Source organism: Schaalia sp. HMT-172, assembly GCF_030644365.1.
Taxonomy (GTDB): Bacteria; Actinomycetota; Actinomycetes; order Actinomycetales; family Actinomycetaceae; genus Pauljensenia.
Map to the genome: position 1 here is coordinate 793,437 of NZ_CP130058.1, position 17,734 is coordinate 811,170.

Annotated in this window: 12 protein-coding genes and 1 tRNA gene; 9 read left to right on the forward strand and 4 right to left on the reverse strand. The window is 67.6% G+C overall.

What is annotated here, in order from left to right:
* Window positions 1–43: 43 nt before the first annotated feature.
* On the reverse strand, window positions 44–3,958 hold the full coding sequence (locus tag QU663_RS03295; protein ID WP_021611178.1) for a multifunctional oxoglutarate decarboxylase/oxoglutarate dehydrogenase thiamine pyrophosphate-binding subunit/dihydrolipoyllysine-residue succinyltransferase subunit: 3,915 nt from the start codon (window positions 3,956–3,958) through the stop codon (window positions 44–46).
* Between the two features lie 266 nt (window positions 3,959–4,224).
* Here QU663_RS03295 and QU663_RS03300 point away from each other — a divergent pair, with 266 nt between their 5' ends.
* The 6 genes from QU663_RS03300 to QU663_RS03325 all read left to right on the forward strand — a co-directional run bounded on the left by QU663_RS03300 (window position 4,225) and on the right by QU663_RS03325 (window position 10,433).
* Window positions 4,225–5,556, forward strand: a complete 1,332-nt coding sequence (locus tag QU663_RS03300; protein WP_021611179.1) for a hemolysin family protein — start codon at window positions 4,225–4,227, stop codon at window positions 5,554–5,556.
* Window positions 5,553–6,587: a hemolysin family protein gene (locus QU663_RS03305; RefSeq protein ID WP_021611180.1), complete on the forward strand. Its 1,035-nt coding sequence runs from the start codon at window positions 5,553–5,555 to the stop codon at window positions 6,585–6,587. The genes QU663_RS03300 and QU663_RS03305 overlap by 4 nt, the downstream gene beginning before the upstream one ends.
* Window positions 6,588–6,660: 73 nt before the next feature.
* A complete protein-coding gene (locus tag QU663_RS03310) occupies window positions 6,661–7,755 on the forward strand; it encodes a M23 family metallopeptidase (RefSeq protein WP_304990674.1) in 1,095 nt (364 codons plus the stop codon).
* On the forward strand, window positions 7,752–8,579 hold the full coding sequence (locus QU663_RS03315) for a glycerophosphodiester phosphodiesterase (RefSeq protein ID WP_291464119.1): 828 nt from the start codon (window positions 7,752–7,754) through the stop codon (window positions 8,577–8,579). Before QU663_RS03310 ends, QU663_RS03315 begins: the two co-directional genes overlap by 4 nt.
* 232 nt (window positions 8,580–8,811) lie before the next feature.
* Window positions 8,812–9,666, forward strand: a complete 855-nt coding sequence (locus QU663_RS03320; RefSeq protein ID WP_021612561.1) for a hypothetical protein — start codon at window positions 8,812–8,814, stop codon at window positions 9,664–9,666.
* The gene (locus QU663_RS03325) at window positions 9,663–10,433 is read left to right on the forward strand and encodes a hypothetical protein (RefSeq protein WP_021612562.1); all 771 of its coding nucleotides are present in this window, start codon (window positions 9,663–9,665) and stop codon (window positions 10,431–10,433) included. Before QU663_RS03320 ends, QU663_RS03325 begins: the two co-directional genes overlap by 4 nt.
* A gap of 92 nt (window positions 10,434–10,525) precedes the next feature.
* On the opposite strand, the gene QU663_RS03330 is transcribed toward QU663_RS03325, so the two are convergent.
* Complete coding sequence (locus tag QU663_RS03330; protein WP_021612563.1) at window positions 10,526–11,944, reverse strand: sodium:proton antiporter; 1,419 nt, start codon at window positions 11,942–11,944, stop codon at window positions 10,526–10,528.
* Between the two features lie 202 nt (window positions 11,945–12,146).
* A tRNA-Arg gene (locus tag QU663_RS03335) sits at window positions 12,147–12,222 on the reverse strand.
* Window positions 12,223–12,321: 99 nt separating this feature from the next.
* Here QU663_RS03335 and QU663_RS03340 point away from each other — a divergent pair.
* The gene (locus QU663_RS03340) at window positions 12,322–12,777 is read left to right on the forward strand and encodes a ribose-5-phosphate isomerase (RefSeq protein ID WP_021612564.1); all 456 of its coding nucleotides are present in this window, start codon (window positions 12,322–12,324) and stop codon (window positions 12,775–12,777) included.
* Window positions 12,778–13,068: 291 nt separating this feature from the next.
* Here QU663_RS03340 and QU663_RS03345 read toward each other — a convergent pair whose 3' ends face one another.
* Window positions 13,069–14,328 carry an Nramp family divalent metal transporter gene (locus QU663_RS03345; RefSeq protein ID WP_034482064.1) on the reverse strand — a complete coding sequence of 420 codons (1,260 nt, stop codon included), beginning with the start codon at window positions 14,326–14,328 and terminating at the stop codon, window positions 13,069–13,071.
* A 169-nt stretch (window positions 14,329–14,497) separates the two neighbouring features.
* Between QU663_RS03345 and argS the strand changes: the two genes are divergently transcribed.
* Together argS and lysA are read left to right on the forward strand one after the other, a co-directional pair.
* The gene (gene argS, locus QU663_RS03350; RefSeq protein WP_021612567.1) at window positions 14,498–16,177 is read left to right on the forward strand and encodes an arginine--tRNA ligase; all 1,680 of its coding nucleotides are present in this window, start codon (window positions 14,498–14,500) and stop codon (window positions 16,175–16,177) included.
* A 4-nt stretch (window positions 16,178–16,181) separates the two neighbouring features.
* Window positions 16,182–17,573 carry a diaminopimelate decarboxylase gene (gene lysA, locus QU663_RS03355; RefSeq protein ID WP_021612568.1) on the forward strand — a complete coding sequence of 464 codons (1,392 nt, stop codon included), beginning with the start codon at window positions 16,182–16,184 and terminating at the stop codon, window positions 17,571–17,573.
* Window positions 17,574–17,734: the final 161 nt, after the last annotated feature.

Below are 17,734 nucleotides of genomic sequence, written 5' to 3' on the forward strand. Positions count from 1 at the left end.
GTGCCTGCGCGCGCCCGGATCGCGGGCGCGCGCAGGGAGCTCGCTAGCCTTCGAAGGCCTGCGCAATAAGAGTAGCTGCCTGCTCCTTGTGGAGCGACGCGCGTCCAGCTGCCGTCGTGGCCGACTCGGGGCGCGAGACGAGACGCACGGGGCGTCCCAGCGAGGGGAACAGGTTGAGCGCCAGGTACGGCCAGGCACCCTGGTTGCGCGGCTCGTCCTGCGCCCACGTCACCGACGCGTTCGGGTACTGGGCCAGGGCCTGGGCCACCTCGGCCTCGGGCAGGGGGTAGAGCTGTTCCAGGCGGATGATCGCCGTCGACGTGTCGCCTCGGCGCTCGCGCTCCTTGGCGAGGTCGTAGTACAGGCGTCCCGAGCACAAAACGACGCGGGTGACGGAGGCGGGATCGAGCCCAGCGGTGTCACCGATGACGGGCTGAAAGCCGCCGGAGGTGAACTCGTCGAGGTGTGAGGACGCCGCCGACAGACGCAGCAGCTGCTTGGGCGTGAAGGCGACGAGCGGCTTACGCGGGCGCTTGTAGGCCTGGGTGCGCAGCAGGTGGAAGTAGTTCGCCGGCGTGGAGGGCTGAACGATCCACATGTTGTCCTGGGCGGCCAGCTGGAGGTAGCGTTCGATGCGTGCGCTCGAGTGGTCGGGTCCCTGGCCCTCGTAGCCGTGGGGCAGGAGCATGACGAGCGAGGAACGCTGGCCCCACTTCTGCTCCGCGGAGCACACGAACTCGTCGATGACGGTCTGCGCGCCGTTCGCGAAGTCGCCGAACTGGGCCTCCCAGATGGTGAGCGTCTCGGGGCTCTCCAGCGAGTAGCCGTAGTCGAAGGCCAGCACGCCGTACTCGCTGAGCGGGGAGTTCCACACGTCAAAACGAGCCTGGTTTTCCGTCAGGAAACGCAGCGGCGTGAACTCGCGCCCGTCGTCGGCGTCGTGCAGGACCGCGTGACGCTGGACGAAGGTCGCGCGCGCCACGTCCTCGCCGGACAGTCGCACGCCGGTGCCCTCCATGAGAAGCGTGCCGAAGGCCAGGAGCTCCGCGAAACCCCAGTCGATCGGCTTGTTGCCGAGCGCCATCTCGAGGCGACGCTCGCACAGCTGACGGAGCTTGGGGTGGGGAGCGAAGCCCTCGGGGAAGCGCGTGTGCGCGCGGCCGATGCGGCGCAGCTGCTCGGCGGGGGCAGCCGACGTCCAGCCGATCATCATGCCGATGCCGGGCATCTGGGACTCCGGCATGGTCCATTCCTCGTCGGGGGACTCGCCGGCCTCGCCGACCCCGACGGTCAGGGCCGGATCGTGCGTGCGGCTGCCCGGGTTGATCTCGGACACGGAGGACGCGCCTCCCGCGCGGGTCTCCTCGAGGATGCGCCCGAGCTCCGCCTCATACTGGGTGATCGACTGGCGGGCCTCGTCCTCGGTGAGCTGACCGCGACCCACCAGGCCACGGATGTACACCGCGCGGGTGGAGGGGATGCGGTCGATGAGGGAATACATGACCGGCTGGGTCATCGACGGGTCGTCGCCCTCGTTGTGGCCGCGGCGGCGGTAGCACACCATGTCGATGATGACGTCCTTGTGGAAGGCGTTGCGGTACTCGAAGGCGAGGTGCGCGCAGCGGATGACGGCCTCGGGGTCGTCCGCGTTCACGTGCAAGATCGGGATCTGTAGGCCCTTGGCCAGGTCGGTGGCGTAGCCGGTTGAACGCCCCTGCGTCGGGCCGGTCGTAAAACCGATCTGGTTGTTGACGATGATGTGGATCGTGCCGCCGGTCTTGTAGCCCTCCAGCTGGGAGAGGTTGAAGGTCTCCTGGACGACGCCCTGGCCGATGAAGGCCGCGTCGCCGTGGATGAGGATCGGGATGATCGGCAGGTCCGGGTCGCCCAGAGCATCCTGCTTGGCGCGCACGATGCCCTCCAGGACGCCGTCGGCGGCCTCCAGGTGCGAGGGGTTGGCGCCCATGTAGACCTTCGTGGCCAGCCCGTCGTCCAGGGAGTACACGCCCCACGTTCCCAGGTGGTACTTGACGTCGCCGGACCCCTGGACGGAGTTAGGCATGTAGTTGCCCTCGAACTCGTCGAAGATCTGCGCATACGACTTGCCGGCGATGTTGGCCAGCACGTTGAGGCGGCCGCGGTGGGCCATGCCGATGGCGACCTCGTGGATGCCGCTGCGCGCCGAGTCGGCGAGGATGTGGTCGAGCAGCGGGATCAGGGACTCGCCGCCCTCGAGGGAGAAGCGCTTTTGGCCCATGAACTTCGTTTGGAGGAACTCCTCGAAGGCCTCCGCGCGGATGAGGGTGCCCAGGATGTGGTGCTGGGCGTCGGGGGAGAGGGCCTCGTAGGGGCGTTCGATGCGGCGCTGGACCCAGGCGCGCTGTTCGGGGTCCTGGATGTGCATGTATTCGATGCCGACGGTGCGCGTGTACGTGTCGTGCAGCTGCGTGAGGATGTCGCGCAGCAGCATCTGGTCCGAGCCGCCGAATCCGCCGGTGGGGAAGGGACGGTCCAGGTCCCACACGCTCAGGCCGTAGGAGGCGATGTCCAGGTCGGGGTGGCGGCGCACGCGGTAGGCGAGCGGGTCCGTGTCGGCCGCCAGGTGTCCGCGCGAGCGGTAGGCGTGGACGAGTTCCGCGATGCGCGCGGGCTTGCCTTTTTCACGGTTCGGGTCGTACTCGTAGTCGGCCTCCCACGAGTAGGGGCGTGTGGGCACGTGCAGGGACGTGAAGACGCGCTCGTAGAAGCCGTCGCGGCCCGACAGCTTCGCGTCGACCAGGCCCAGGAGGCGGCCCGACGCCGCTCCTTGGATGATGCGGTGGTCGTAGGTGGAGGAGAAGTACATCGTCTTGCCGATGCCGAGGGATGCCAGCCGCTTGGGGGAGACGCCGCGGAATTCGGCCGGGTAGTCGGTGGCGCCCACGCCGACGATGAGGCCCTGACCGACCATGAGGCGCGGCACGGAGGTGGTGGTGCCCAGCGTTCCCGGGTTCGTCAGGGTGACAGAGGCGCCCTGGAAGTCCACGGTCGTCAGCGTTGCGTTGCGGGCGCGCGCAACCAGGTCCTGGTAAGCGTCGACGAACTCGGAGAAGGTCAGGGTGTCGGCGTCGTGGATGACGGGGACCTTGAGGGAGTGATTGCCCTGCGCGTCTGCCACGTCGATCGCCAGGCCGAAGCCGATGTGCGCGAGCTGTTCGACGGCGGGCTTGCCGCCCTCGAGGGTGTAGCGCACGTTGAGGTCGGGCATCTCGCACAGCGCCTCCACCAGCGCGTAGCCGATGAGGTGGGTGAAGGAGACCTTGCCGCCGACGGTGCGCGCCAGGTGGGCGTTGATGAGGGCCCGGTTTTCGATGAGGAGCTTGGCGGGGATCTGGCGCTGGGAGGTGGCCGTGGGGATGGACAGCGAGGCCTCCATGTGCTTGGCGGTCGCGCGGGCGGCGGACTTTAAGACGCGGAGCTCGTCCTGGGTGGGGGCTGCGTGTGAGCGGGTGAAGGCGGCTCGTCCGTGCTGCTGGCGCGTGTAGGGGCTGGTGGCCTCGGCGAGCGCGGCGGGCGGGGCGGGGGGCAGGTCGGAGCGCGTGACGGAGACGACGTGTGTGGGTTCCTCCGGGGCGTGCTGAGCGTCCTCCTCGATGTCGAGGGTCGGCGGCGTGACCGATGCGGGGATCGCGTGATCAGCGGGGGCCGAGGCCTCGGCATGCTCGATGGACGAGGCCGACTCGGGCGTCGCGGGAGCGCCCTCGGGGATGTGGGGACGCTTGGCGCGCAGCTGCGGGGGAGCGGACTCGGTGGAGAAATAGGCGCGCCAGGAGGGATCCAGGAGCTGGGGATCACGGTCGTAGAGGTCTCGCATCTTCGCGATGTACCACTGCGGATCGGGCTGGGAAGCGGTGGGAGTGGGCACGTATTCCTCCGTAAGTGTCGCGCCGCGCGCGTGGGCCAATTCCCGCGCGGCCATACCTCAGCGATTCTACCGCCGCGTGATCGTCTTCACGAAACCTGGTACAACTTTGGTGTGTTTTTCAAGGGCCTTTGGTCCGTCATAGGGAGAGTGTTGGCACTGCTGCCCTTCTGTGGGGACGCGCACGCGAGGAGTTCGGCCCAGGAACGCTAGACTGGAGACACCATGGACTGCGACACTGTCGGCTCTCCCGCCGCTCTCTCCCACCCCCTGCCCGCGCGCGTGCGCCTGGCCTGCCCCGGCCTCGTCGAGGGGGCCACGCGATGACGACCGCGCTCATGCTCCTGCTCGGCGTCGTCCTCACCGCTGGCACGTTCGTCTTCGTCTCCGCCGAGTTCTCGCTGGTTGCGGTCGACCAGGCCGTCCTCGACAAGAAAGCCGAGGAGGGGGACCGCGGCGCCGCCTCCGTCCTGCGCGCCACTCGCACCCTGTCCACCCAGCTGTCGGGCGCCCAGGTCGGCATCACCCTGACCACCATCCTGCTGGGCTACACGACGCAGAGCGCGCTCGCGCAGCTGCTGGAGGACCTGCTCGGGTGGGCGGGGCTCGCGTGGGGCTTGGCCACGGGCATCGCGGCCTTCGCCGCTGCCGTGTTCATCAACGTTTTCTCGATGCTCTTTGGCGAGCTCGTGCCCAAGAACCTCGCCCTGGCCCACCCGATGTCCACAGCCAAGCGCGTCGTCCCCTTCCAAATGGTGTTCACCGCCATCGCCCGCCCCATCATCTGGGTGCTCGGCGGAACCGCGAACTGGGTGCTCGCCCGCATGGGCATCGAGCCACAGGAGGAGATTTCGTCGGCGCGCTCCGCCTCCGAGCTGGCCGCACTCGTGGAGCATTCCGTCGAGGAGGGCACCTTCGACATGTCCACGGCGGACCTCTTCGTCAACACGATCCGCATGAGCACGCTCAGCGCCGCCGACGTCATGACCGACCGCGGCCGCCTGCACACCCTGAGCGAGGGCGACAGCGCCCAGGACGTCCTCGACCTGGCCCGTGAAACCGGTCACTCCCGATTCCCGGTGATCGGCGACGACTCCGACGACATTCTCGGCCTGGTGTCCCTGCGCCGCGCGGTCGCCGTGCCCGCCGAGCGCCGCGCCGACGTGCCCGTCGTCTCCTCCTCGCTCATGACCGACGCGCCCTCGGTTCCCGAGACCGTGCCGATCGGCCCCCTCATGGTCCAGCTGCGTGACGAGGGCCTGCAGATGGCCGTCGTCGTCGACGAATACGGCGGCGTGTCCGGCATCGTCACCCTCGAGGACGTCGTCGAAGAGATCGTCGGCGAGGTCTCCGACGAGCACGACCAGCGTCGCCTCGGCATCCGGCCACGCCCCGACGGTACGTTCCTCGTGCCCGGAACGCTGCGCCCCGACGAGCTCGCGCGCCGCACCGACATTCACCTGCCCGAGGACGGCCCCTACGACACGATCGGCGGCCTCGTCATGAACGAGCTGGGTGAGATTCCATCCGTCGGCTCGCGCGTGAGCGTCGACGGCATCGGCATCGAGGTTACCCAGATGCAGGGCAGACGCGTCGCCCAGGTGGCCATCACGCCCGCGCCCGTCGGCGGCGAGGACGAGGAGGTGTCGCTGTGAGCGTCGGAGTCGGTCTCGCCATCACCGTTGCCCTGCTGGCCGTCAATGCGTTCTTCGTGGCCGGCGAGTTCGCCGTCACCTCGACGCGCCGCTCGCAGGTCGAGCCGCTCGCCGACGAGGGGGCGCGTGGAGCCAGCGCCGCTCTCTTTGCCCTGCGGCACGTCTCGCTCATGCTGGCGATCTGCCAGCTCGGCGTGACGGTCGCGTCCACGACGCTGGGCGTCGTCGCCGAGCCCGCGATCGCGCACCTCGTCGAGTCTCCTCTGGAGCGCCTGGGTGCTCCCGAGGCAACCAGTCACGTTGTCGGCTTCGCGGTGGCCCTCGTCATCGTCCTCTTCTGCCACGTCGTCTTCGGCGAGATGGTCCCCAAGAACATTTCGATCGCCGCACCCGTGCGCATGATCCTCATCCTGGCCCCCGTCCTCGTGCGCCTGGGCCACGTCCTGCGTCCCATCATCGAGGCCATGGACCACTTCGCGAACTGGTTCGTGCGCCGGGCCGGCTACGAGCCGCGCTCGGAAATCTCCGCCACCTACACGGTTGAGGAAGTGGCATCCATCGTCGTCGCCTCCCAAGCCGAGGGTGTGCTGACCGACGAACTCGGGCTGCTCAGCGGCACCCTCGAGTTCTCCGAGGAGACCGCTGGGTCGGCGATGGTGCCCCTCGACGACCTCGTCGTCCTGCCCGCGGGCGCAACCCCCGCCGACGTCGAAGAGCGCGTCGCTCACACCGGATACTCGCGCTTCCCGATCGCCGGAGAGGACGGCGTCATCGTCGGCTACGTCCACCTCAAGGACGTCCTGTACGCCTCCGGCGAGGAACGCGACCAGCCGATCACGCCGTGGCGCATTCGCCGCCTCGAGTCCGTTTCCTCCTCCGACCAGGTCGAGGATGCTCTGCGCCACATGCAGCGCACCGGCGTCCACTGCGCTCTCGTGCGCGACCAGGGCGACCTGGTCGGTATCCTCTTCCTGGAGGACATCCTCGAGCTGCTCGTCGGCGAAGTGCGTGACGTCCTTCAACGGCCCTGACGAGGCAGCGGTTGGCACAGCCCACGGCGGCGTTGCTAGAGTGGAACGATCAGAAAGCGAGAGGGGAGAGAGCGTGAGCGAGAACGAGTGCCCGCTGCCTAAGCGTTCGCAGCTGCGCGCCGCGCGCTCCCAGGGCGGCGAGGACTACCCGATCACGGGTGCCATCCCGCTCGGTGTTGAGCCGCCCCCGCCCCCGCCCGCCCGCCGCGTCGCACCCTCTCCTAAGCCCGCCGAAACCCAGGAACAGTCGCCCGTTTCCGAGGTCGATGACCCGACCCCCGTGCATGGCACCCCCGCCTTCGGGTCCGACGGCATGGACGCCATCACCGACGCCCCTGACCCCGACGCTTCCGACGAGGAAACGCTCGACGCGCACGACGAGCCGGCCTCGTCCCCGGGGAAGCGCGGACCCAACGTCCACCCCGTCGGCTACCTGCTGCGCGCCCTCCTCGTCCTCGGCCTGGCGGGTTCGACGATCGCCGTGCCGATGACCGGGCGCGTCGGATCCGACTCCTCCCTGACCGTCCCCGCGCGCACCTTCGGCACGTCCGTGGGCGGGGGCAGCTGGGCCTCCTCGCAGATCCTGCCCCAGGCCACCGCCCTGGATGCCACGCTCACCGCGAATTCACGCGCCAAGACCAAGGCTCCCGTGTCCATCACCGGCTGCGCGGTCGGCACCGGCGCGGACGGCAACCGCAGCGTGAGGGTCGTGGCCGACACAATCTACTGGCCACTGGCCGAGGGAACCTACACGATCACGTCGCCCTTCACGATGCGTATTTCGCCCGTCTCCGGGCAGCTGCTCGCGCACGAGGGCATCGACATGGCTGCCCCCCTGGATACGCCGATCACGTCCGTGTACGGCGGGGTCGTCGAGGAGGTCGCCGAGAATTCGCGCTCGGGCGCCTACGTGCAGATCAAGCACACGCTGGCGGACGGCACGGTCTTCCACTCGGCCTACCTGCACCAGTACATGAACAAAATCAAAGTGAAGGTCGGTGACACCGTCACCGCCGGGCAGGTCATTGGCGCGGTCGGCTCCAACGGCTGGTCCACCGGCCCCCACCTGCACTTCGAAATCCACGACTCCTCGGACACGCCCGTGGACCCGGAGGCGTGGATGGCCGCCCACAAAGCCGTCTATCTCGGACAGGAGTCTTGCTCATGATGCCCGTGACCATGCGTCAGGGACCCATCGTCTTCGCCCATCGGGGCGGAGGCCAGGAGGCTCCCGAGAACACGATGAGCGCCTTCGCTCACGCCTACGAGGCCGGGGTGCGCCACATCGAGACGGACGCCCACCTGACCGCGGACGGTCAGGTCGTTATCTGCCACGACGAGACCGTGGATCGCTGCTACGACGGGACCGGCGTGATCGCGCAGATGACGTGGCGGGAGCTGTCCAAGCTGCGCCACCGCGATTCGGGCGAGCAGCTGCCCCTCCTCGCGCAGGTGCTGGAGGCCTTCCCGGACGCGTACTTCAACATTGACGTGAAGGAGGCGGGCGTCGAGGGGCCGCTCCTCGACGTCGTGGCCGACCACGGTGCCGCCGATCGCGTGCTCGTGGCCTCCTTCTCGGAGCCGCGCCTGCGCGCCGTGCGCGATGCCGCCGCCTCCGACCCGGCGCGCGCCGTCGCCACGTCGTTGGGGACCGAGGCCGTGGTGCGCCTCGTGGGCGCCGCGAAGACCGCGACGAACCCCGCCTGGTGGCACGTGCCCGGCCCGCGCCAGGGGGCCATCGCCGCGCAGGTTCCCATGCGTCAGGGCCCCGTCCGCGTCGTGGATGAGCGTTTCGTGGCTACCGCCCACACCCTCGGCTTGGCGGTGCACGTGTGGACCATCAACACGGTGGCCGACGTGCTGCGCCTCCTCGAGGTCGGCGTGGACGGCATCATCACCGATCGCCCCGCGTTCCTGCGGGACTTCCTGGAGGCGCGCGGCCTGTGGACCCCGCCTCCGGTGCCCGGCGCTGTCTCGGGGCCCAGAGACTAAGGTTGTTGCGTGAATTGGCGGGCGCGCACCGGAGGGTGCGCGCCCGCCTTTTTTGTGTCCTTGAAGCGTTGACTCTATTGTTGGACGTGCAATATTCTGGCGTGTTACTGCTTACTGCGGCGTCAGGAGAAAAATTGTCCGCTTTGATCTCAGGGAGACCGGGGAGGAACTGGTGAATTCGGGTCCTACGTCACACCCGAACGGTTTCTTGCTCTTCTTCGGAGTAGCGGGGATGGCCTGCTGGTATTACAAGATGTTTCACGCCAGCGAGGACACGGCTGCGTCCAATCATTTGAGTTTCCACTGGCTCCCCAAGAATTTCTACTCCATCATGCTGCCCTCATATTCCACGTTGCTGATCCTTGTGCCAGTGGTCGCATGGTTTGGTCAGTTTGATCCTCCGAAGTGGTTGTTCACATGCGCGTCTGTTCCAGTATTTCTGCTCCTGATACTGTGCGTCGTTGGTTGTTTTCCTTTCAAATTCCCCGATTGTCTCTACCCTGAATGGCAATATGCCAAGAGACACGGTCTATTAGAAGAAGGGAAAAGCGGTAAGAAATCTCCTGGGAACCAGGGGCCCGGCGGGGACGGGAGTCTTGTGGGCACAGGCGTGACGATGCGTGTGGCTCCTGGTTGGAGGCAACTGTCGGAGGAAGAACGCGGCGAGCTCGGGGATCTCGGCCAGGATGAGAGTATTCGCTTCATTGTCGTCGGGGAGGCGACGGAGGGGTACGTGCCGAATATCGTCATCACTGAAACTGAGGTCTTCAGCGGCAAAGGGGAGAAGGAGATCCTCGACGACAGCGCTCGTCGCCTGGCTGAGCCGCATCCTGGATGCCGCCTCATTGACGACACTGCCGCGCCGTATCCCACGTCGCGCACGCGCTTCATTACGGCGGTATACACCCTCAACGACACCTCGATGACCGTCTCGCAGCTCGTGTGTCTCACCCGGCATAGAAACGAAGGGGACGAGGAGTCCCGCCGATTCCTGTGGGCTGCGACATGCTCGTGTCCGAGCCTCGCCTGCCCGTCAATCATCGAGGACTTCATGACAATGGCACGCACCCTGGAGGTGGAATCGTGACCGCCGAAGGAACCACGGCCTCGTCGCCAGAGGAGCTCGTCGTCTCCGTCGAACAGGCGAATGCGCTGATTGACCTCATTGGTATAAGGGAAGGGCACAACGCTCTATCGAGCGTGATACCGGTCAGTGGACTTATTAGCGCTGGCCTCGGCGACTCCAATGGCCTCGTGGGTGACGTCGAGGCGATCCTGGGTCCCGCGCGCACGGTCGACTCGCGTCTCGCCATCCGCGTCGTCTCGCCGAGGCCGAGCATCGGCGTGCGCAATGTGCGGATCTGGCCCTCGCAGCCGCGCTCGGTCGTCATGCGCGCCGAGGATGACGGCGTTCACTTCACCCAGGTTGATTTCTGCGACGTCCCACATATCCTCGCCGAGGAGAGCCTCCTGGCGCCCGGGCCAACCATCCATGACGGCCCGCCGTCGATCTCGGTCAACTTCGTGCAGGCAGTGCGTGACGTGGACCTTGAGAGGGCGCAGTCAGCCCTGATTGATGTGGCCGCTCAGGGGCCCAGCGAATCGCACTTCTCTCAGGACTGCTGGCACAAGCGGTGGTGCGTCGTGCTGTGTGTACGGGAAGAACGGACTCGGGACCGGTGGAAGGACGCCGGGCACGTCGAGTGCTTCGTCACCGACCACATGCATGCGCAAATACACGCACCCATCGATCCTCGCGCACTCGCCCTCATGCGGGAGCGGAACGCACCCACCCTGGACGCCCCGCCGCGCACGGCGCTGTGGGGGTTCTTGATGGAGCTGCTTGCCAAGTAGTGCCGCCCTTGGGTGTTGTTTCCGTATGACAAAACGAGGGGGCGGAGCCGGCCGGCTCCACCCCCCTCGATGCGTCCGTCAGGACCGCCCGCTCACTCGTTGCCGCTGAAGTCGGCCACGGCCTCGTCCAGGCCCGCGCGGCGGATACGCACGAGCGACAGGAACACCAGGCCGGCGGCCAGAGCGATGCCCAATCCTCGAACCAGCCACGACTCGCCCACGAAGATCATCGCCATGGCGGCCAGGACCGGCACCAAAAGCGTGAACGCGTAGCCGATGTAGCGGCCAAACGACGGCATCGGCACGCCGTCGGACTCGGCGACCGACTTGACCATGAAGTTCGGGCCGTTGCCTATGTACGTGATCGCGCCACAGAAAACGGCGCCCAGCGAAATCGGGATCAGATAGTACTCGGGCACGCCCGCGATCAGCGTGCCCTCGCCGCCCGACGCCTTCGCCATCTCGAAGAACGTCATGTACGTCGGAGCGTTATCCAGGATCGAGGACAGGCCGCCCGTGAACACGAAGTACGTCATGCGGGTCAGCGGCAGCGACGGGGCGATCTGCTCCAGGTAGCGCAGCGCCGGCGCCATCGTCGAGAAGATACCGATGAACAGGGTCGCGACCTCCATGATCGGAGCCCACGTGAACGCGTTCTCCTCGAAGCGCACCTTCTTGTCCGAGAGCTTGTAGGACAGGCCCGCGACCGTGAACATGATGATCTCGCGCCACGGAACAAAACCGGTCCAGGAGTGCACGTGGCCCTCGGCCAGCGCCTCGCCGTCCCACGACGGAGCGAAAGCGACCGACAGGATGATGATCGCGAAGAACAGCAGGTTGATTGTGCCGTGCAGGCGCAGGGGCTTGACCTCGCGGTCGTCGGCCTCGATGGAGGCCGTGTCTTCGGACGCGTAGCGCACGCGGTCAATCGAGTAGTACGACAGGAGCAGCAGCACCAGGACGAACAGCCACTCCTTCCACAGCGCGAACGTCCACGTGAAGGGCACGCCGTGCAGGTAGCCGAGGAACAGCGGCGGGTCACCGAGCGGAGTCAGTATGCCGCCACAGTTGGCCACAATGAAGATCGTGAACAGGACCGTGTGCACGCGGTGCTTACGTTCCTTGTTGGTCTCCAGGAGCGGGCGGATGAGCAGCATGGCCGCGCCCGTCGTCCCGATGAACGAGGCCAGCAGGCCGCCGATCGCCAGGAAGATCGTATTGTTGCGCGGGGTCGCCTTGATGTCGCCGGCCAGGTGAATGCCGCCGGAGACCACGAACAGCGCGAAGAGCAGCGCGATGAACTGCACGTACTCCACGCCCGTGGCGATAAGCGGGCCGGTGCCCGCCTTCATGAACATCCAGATCGTCGTCGGCACGCCGAGAGCGAGCGCTACGGAGAGCTGGGAGCATTCCTTTTCCCACCAGTGCGAGGTCTTCGGGATGATAGGCAGAAGGGCGATACATGCGAGCATCGCGACGAAGGGGAGCAGACTCCACCACGGGTAGGTCATTGGCCATTCCTTGGTAGGCGATAGAGACGCCCTTTATTTTATGTCGTGTGCGCGGGCGTGCGGGCATTGTCCGAGGTGGGGGTGGCCTCATCGACGAGGCCGGGGCGGGCAGGTGCGCGTGTGCGGGCTCGCGGTGAGCGCGACAATGCCGGCGGCCGTGATACCGCGTCTGCGCGGGCATGTGGCGGGGCGCGGGTACGCGTGGCGCCCCGAACAGGACTCGAACCTGCGACCTCTTGCACCGGAGGCAAGCGCTCTATCCGCTGAGCTATCGGGGCAGCTCCGCCAGTTTAGCAGGCTTCAAACGCCCGCGCGTGACGGTGAGGTGTGCCATACTAGTGGGCGTTGCTTGTTCGAGAACCCCTCAGGAGGATTCCATGCGCGTCCATATTGCCACTGATCACGCCGGTTTTGAGCTCAAGGAAAAGATCGTCGCCCACCTGCGCGAGGCTGGCCATGACGTCGTCGACCACGGCGCGTTCGTCTACGATGCGCTCGATGACTACCCGCCCTTCTGCATTGATGCGGCCAAGGCGGTCGCCAGCGAGCCGGGTAGTCTCGGCGTTGTCGTCGGCGGTTCCGGTAACGGCGAGCAGATGTCCGCCAACTGTGTGGAGGGCGTGCGCGCCGCCCTCGTGTGGTCGGACGCGACCGCGCGCCTGGCCCGCGAGCACAATGATGCGAACATGATGGCTGTCGGCGCCCGTCAGCACAGCGAGGACGAGGCCATCGCCTTCATCGATGCCTTCCTCGAGACCCCCTTCACCGGGGATGAGCGCCACCAGCGCCGCATCGACCTGATGGCCGCGTACGAGCGTTCCGTGCGCGCCTGAGAACTTCCGTGGAACGGGGCCGATGGGCCGGCCCCGTTCCGTGTGCTCGCCCCGGTGGCTGCCCGCCCCGGCCTCGTGGTTTCCTAAAAATGTCGCATGCAATTCCCCGGCGCGTATTTCAAACTTTGAAATCGGACTGTTGAAATTTCGCGGTTTTCTCGATACCTAACAAAACTGAGGGGAGCCAAATTGCATGCGACTTTTGAGGGAGCGCAGGGAGGTGGCTCGGGCGCGGGTTCAGCCTCGGGCAGGGGGTTGAGCCTCGGGAGCAGTGCCCGCGTGCTCCGGGTGCTAGCCCTGGCCGGTGAGCGTCAGGTACACGAGGAACAGGTTGAGTGCGACGATGACGGCCGCAATGGCGAAGCCGACGGCGCGCAGCGTGCGGGTGTTCGCGTACTCGCCCATGACCTCGCGCTTGGCGGTCAGGCGCATGAGCGGGATGATCGCGAAGGGGATTCCGAAGGAGAGCGCCACCTGCGAGACAACCAGCGCCCACGTCGGCTCCGCGCCCGCGCCCAGGATGATCAGGGCCGGAATGAGGGAGACGAGGCGGCGCACCAGGATCGGTACGCGAACGTGGAGAAGGCCATTCATGATCTCGGAGCCCGCGTAGGCGCCCACCGACGTCGAGGCCAGGCCCGAGGCGAGCAAACCCACCGCGAAGACCGTGCCGACGAGGGGGCCGAGCGCCGAGGAGATCGCCGCGTGCGCCCCCTCGATCGTGTCGGTGCCGCTCTGACCGGCCAGAGCCGCGGCCGCCAGCAGCAGCAGACCGATGTTGACCAGGCCCGCGATGCTCAGCGCCCAGTAAATGTCGATGCGCGTGGCGCGCAGCAGGCGCGAGAGGTGCCCCGAGGAGTGGCGCGAGTCCGCGGTGGAGGGGCCGAGCTCGTCGGCCTCGTGGTCGTTGACCAGCGAGGAGTGCAGATAGACCGCGTGCGGCATGACGGTTGCGCCCAGCATGGACGCCGCGACCAGCACCGAGTCCGTGCCCTGGAAGCGGGGGAGGAGGCCGCCGAGGATCCCCGACGGGCTGGGAGGCGCGACGAAGAGGCCCGCCAGGAAGCCCAGCGTGATGATGATGAGTAGGCCGACGATGATCGTCTCGAACTGGCGCTGTTTGCCTTCGCCTTGGACGACGAGAAGCGCCATGGACACGGCGCCGATGATGACGCCGCCCCACAGGAGTGGGACCCCGAATAGGAGGTGAAGGGCGAGTGCGCCGCCGATGACCTCGGCCAGGTCGGTCGCGGCCGCAACGATTTCCGCTTGGATCCAAAAGGCGATGCGGGCGGGCTTAGACATGCGGTCGCCGAGCAGGGCGGGCAGGGACTTGCCGGTGACGAGGCCGAGCTTCGCGGAGAGGTACTGGATGACCATCGCGAAAATGTTGGAGGCGAGGAGGACCCACACGAGCAGGTAGCCGTAGCGCGCGCCGGCCGTGATGTTGGCTGCGACGTTGCCGGGGTCGACATAGGCGACGGCCGCGACGAAAGCGGGGCCGAGGAGGGGGATGAGCTTGTGGCGATGCTTGCTGTCCGTGGCGCTCACGGGGATCCTCACTACAGGTAGAAAATATTCGGCTACCCGAAATATTACTCGCCTCGCGTCCCTCACGGCGGGACGAAAGCCGCTCAGGCGCGCCTCGTGTGGCCAGGTTTTCACGCCCGGGCCGCTTAAACGTTCGCGGTGGCGAGCCAAAACCCCGTAGGCTAATGGGGTGACTCCTGAAGAACTTGCCTCCCTTATCCGCTCGACGCTGCTGGACGCTGCCGCCGCCGGGCGCATCTCTATCGACCCCGCCCAGGTGCCCGATCCCGTGACGGTCGAGCGCCCCCGCGTGCGCGAGCACGGCGACTGGGCCACCAACGTCGCCATGCAGCTCGGCAAGAAGGCCGGCATGGCCCCGCGCGAGTTCGCGCAGATCCTCGCCGACGACCTGTCTGCCGCCGACGGCATCGACTCTGTCGAGGTCGCGGGACCCGGCTTCATCAACATCCGCCTGGGCGCGGGCGCGGCCGGCGAGCTGGCCCGCACGATCGTCGAGGCCGGTGCCGAGTACGGCCGCAACGAGACGCTCGCGGGTCGCTCCATCAACCTCGAATACGTTTCCGCCAACCCCACCGGCCCCGTCCACCTGGGCGGCGCCCGCTGGGCCGCTGTCGGCGACTCCCTGGCGCGTCTCATGGCCGCATCCGGCGCCGCCGTGACCCGCGAGTACTACTTCAACGACCACGGCTCGCAGATCGACCGCTTCTCCCACTCCCTCTACGCCCGTGCCATGGGCCGCGAGGTTCCCGAGGACGGCTACGGCGGCCAGTACATCGCTGACATCGCCGACCAGGTCCGCGCCGACGCGCGCGCCGCCGGCGAGCCCGACCCGATCACGCTGCCCGAGGCCGAGGCCATCGAGGTCTTCCGCGCCCGCGGCGTCGAGCTGATGTTCGCGGAAATCAAGGAGCGCCTGCACTCCTTCCGCGCCGACTTCGACGTCTTCTTCCACGAGGACTCCCTGCACACCTCCGGCGCGGTCGCCGACGCGATCGAACGCTTGCGTGAGCGCGGCGAGATCTTCGACGAGGGCGGCGCGGTGTGGCTGCGCACGACCACCTACGGCGACGACAAGGACCGTGTCCTCATCAAGTCGGACGGTCAGGCCGCCTACTTCGCGGGCGACGTCGCCTACTACCTGAACAAGCGTGAGCGCGGCGCGGACGCGGCCATCTACCTGCTGGGCGCCGATCACCACGGCTACATCGGCCGCATGATGGCCATGTGCGCCGCCTTCGGCGACAAGCCGGGCGAGAACCTGCAGATCCTCATCGGCCAGCTCGTCAACCTCGTGAAGGACGGCGAGCCCGTGCGCATGTCCAAGCGCGCCGGCACGATCGTTACCCTCGACGACCTGGTCGACGCCGTGGGCGTGGACGCCGCCCGCTACGCGCTCGTGCGCGTGTCCATGGACACGCAGGTCGACATCGACCTGAACCTGCTCTCGCAGCACTCCAACGACAACCCGGTCTACTACGTGCAGTATGCGCACGTGCGCACCTGCAACGTCGCGCGCAATGCGGCCACGCACGGCGTCACCCGCGACGCCGGCTTCGACCCCGCCGCCCTCGATACTGAGGCCGACGAGGCGCTGCTGGCGGCCCTCGCCCAGTTCCCCGCCCAGGTCGCGCAGGCCACGGAGCTGCGCGAGCCGCACCGCATCGCCCGCTACCTCGAGTCCCTGGCCGCCACCTACCACACCTGGTATGGCCAGTGCCGCGTGACGCCTCGCGGCGACGACCCGGTCGAGCCCGGCCACGTCGCCCGCCTTTGGCTCAACGACGCGGTCACCCAGGTGCTGCGCACAGGCCTCGGCCTCCTTGGCGTGAGCGCCCCCGAGAGGATGTGACCCGGTGAGCGAGGCGGAGTTCCTGACCTGCCCGACCCCCGACGAGCGCCCCGACCTATGGCCGTGGAGCGCGGCGCAGGAGGGAGGCGTGCTGCGCGTGGGTGGCGTCGACCTGACCAGCGTCGCCGACGAGTTCGGCACGCCCACCTTCGTGCTCGACGTCGAGGCCATGCGCGGCCGCGCCCGCGTGTGGGCCAGCGCGATGGCCGAGGAGTTCTGGGACGGCTACGGCATGAGCGGCGGCGACGCCTTCTACGCCGGCAAGGCCTTCCTGAGCGCCGACGTCGCGCGCCTTGTCACGGCTGAGGGTCTGGGTATCGACACCGCCTCGCTCGGCGAACTGAGCCTCGCCCTGCGCGCCGGCGTGGATCCTTCGCGGATCGGTCTGCACGGCAACAACAAGTCCGACGCGGAAATCCGCCTCGCCCTCGAGGCCGGCATTCACCGCATCTTCATCGACTCGATGGACGAGGTCCGCCAGATTGAGCGCATCGCCGCTTCGCTCGGTGTCACCGCGCCCGTCATGGTGCGCCTGAAGTCTGGCATTCACGCGGGTGGCAACGAATACATCGCGACCGCCCACGAGGACCAGAAGTTCGGCCTGTCCCTGGCCACCGGCCAGGCCTACGAGGCCGTGGCCGCCATCAAGGACGCGCCGCACCTGGACTTCCGCGGGCTGCACAGCCACATCGGCTCTCAGATTTTTGGGACCGAGGCCTTCGCCGAGGCCGCCCGCATCGTCATCGACTTCGCGGCGGTTGTGCGCGACGAGCTGAGCCTGGACGTGCCCGCCATCGACCTGGGCGGCGGCGTCGGCATCGCCTACACCGGCCAGGATCCGGTCCCCACCTCCCCGGTCGAGGTCGCCCGAGCCCTGGCTGGCGTCGTGCGCGAGCGCTGCGCCCACCACGGCCTGCCCATCCCGCACGTGTCCGTCGAACCCGGCCGCTCGATCGCCGGCCCCTCGATGGTCATGCTCTACCGCGTCGGCGTCGTCAAGGACGTGTCCCTGGACGACGGGGGAGTGCGCCGCTACGTGGCCATCGACGGCGGCATGTCGGATAACATCCGTCCCGTCCTCTACGACGCTGTCTACACGGCGACGCTCGCGAACCGCGACCCGGCCCAGGCCTCGTCCCTGGCGCGCTGCCGCGTCGTCGGTAAGCACTGCGAGAGCGGCGACATCATCATCCGCGACATCGACCTGCCCGCCGACATCGCGGGCGGCGACCTGCTGGCCGTGCCCGCCGTCGGCGCGTACGGATACTCGATGGCGTCGAACTACAACATGTTGACGAAGCCCGGCGTGCTGGGCGTCGAGGGGGGAAGCACCCGCTGGTTCATCCGCCCGCAGACAATCGATCATCTGCTGGCCCTCGACGCCGGTCTGGAGTAAGCAGGGCAATGAGACGGGGAGCGCGCTCCCCGTCTCGCTTATGGTCCTCCGGGTGCTCGCGAAGTGGCCGTGCGGGGATTACTGGCGCGCATGTCGGTGTCGCTGTTGGTGTCGGTGTCGCTGTTGGTGTCGGTGTCGCTGTTGGTGTCGGTGTCGTTGCT

Bases quoted from the DNA above. Each gene is read 5' to 3' on its own strand.
- QU663_RS03320 (WP_021612561.1), top strand. From the start codon at position 8,812: ATGGCCTGCTGGTATTACAAGATGTTTCACGCCAGCGAGGACACGGCT.
- QU663_RS03300 (WP_021611179.1), top strand. From the start codon at position 4,225: ATGACGACCGCGCTCATGCTCCTGCTCGGCGTCGTCCTCACCGCTGGC.
- QU663_RS03315 (WP_291464119.1), top strand. From the start codon at position 7,752: ATGATGCCCGTGACCATGCGTCAGGGACCCATCGTCTTCGCCCATCGG.
- QU663_RS03295 (WP_021611178.1), bottom strand. From the start codon at position 3,958: ATGGCCGCGCGGGAATTGGCCCACGCGCGCGGCGCGACACTTACGGAG.
- QU663_RS03330 (WP_021612563.1), bottom strand. From the start codon at position 11,944: ATGACCTACCCGTGGTGGAGTCTGCTCCCCTTCGTCGCGATGCTCGCA.
- QU663_RS03340 (WP_021612564.1), top strand. From the start codon at position 12,322: ATGCGCGTCCATATTGCCACTGATCACGCCGGTTTTGAGCTCAAGGAA.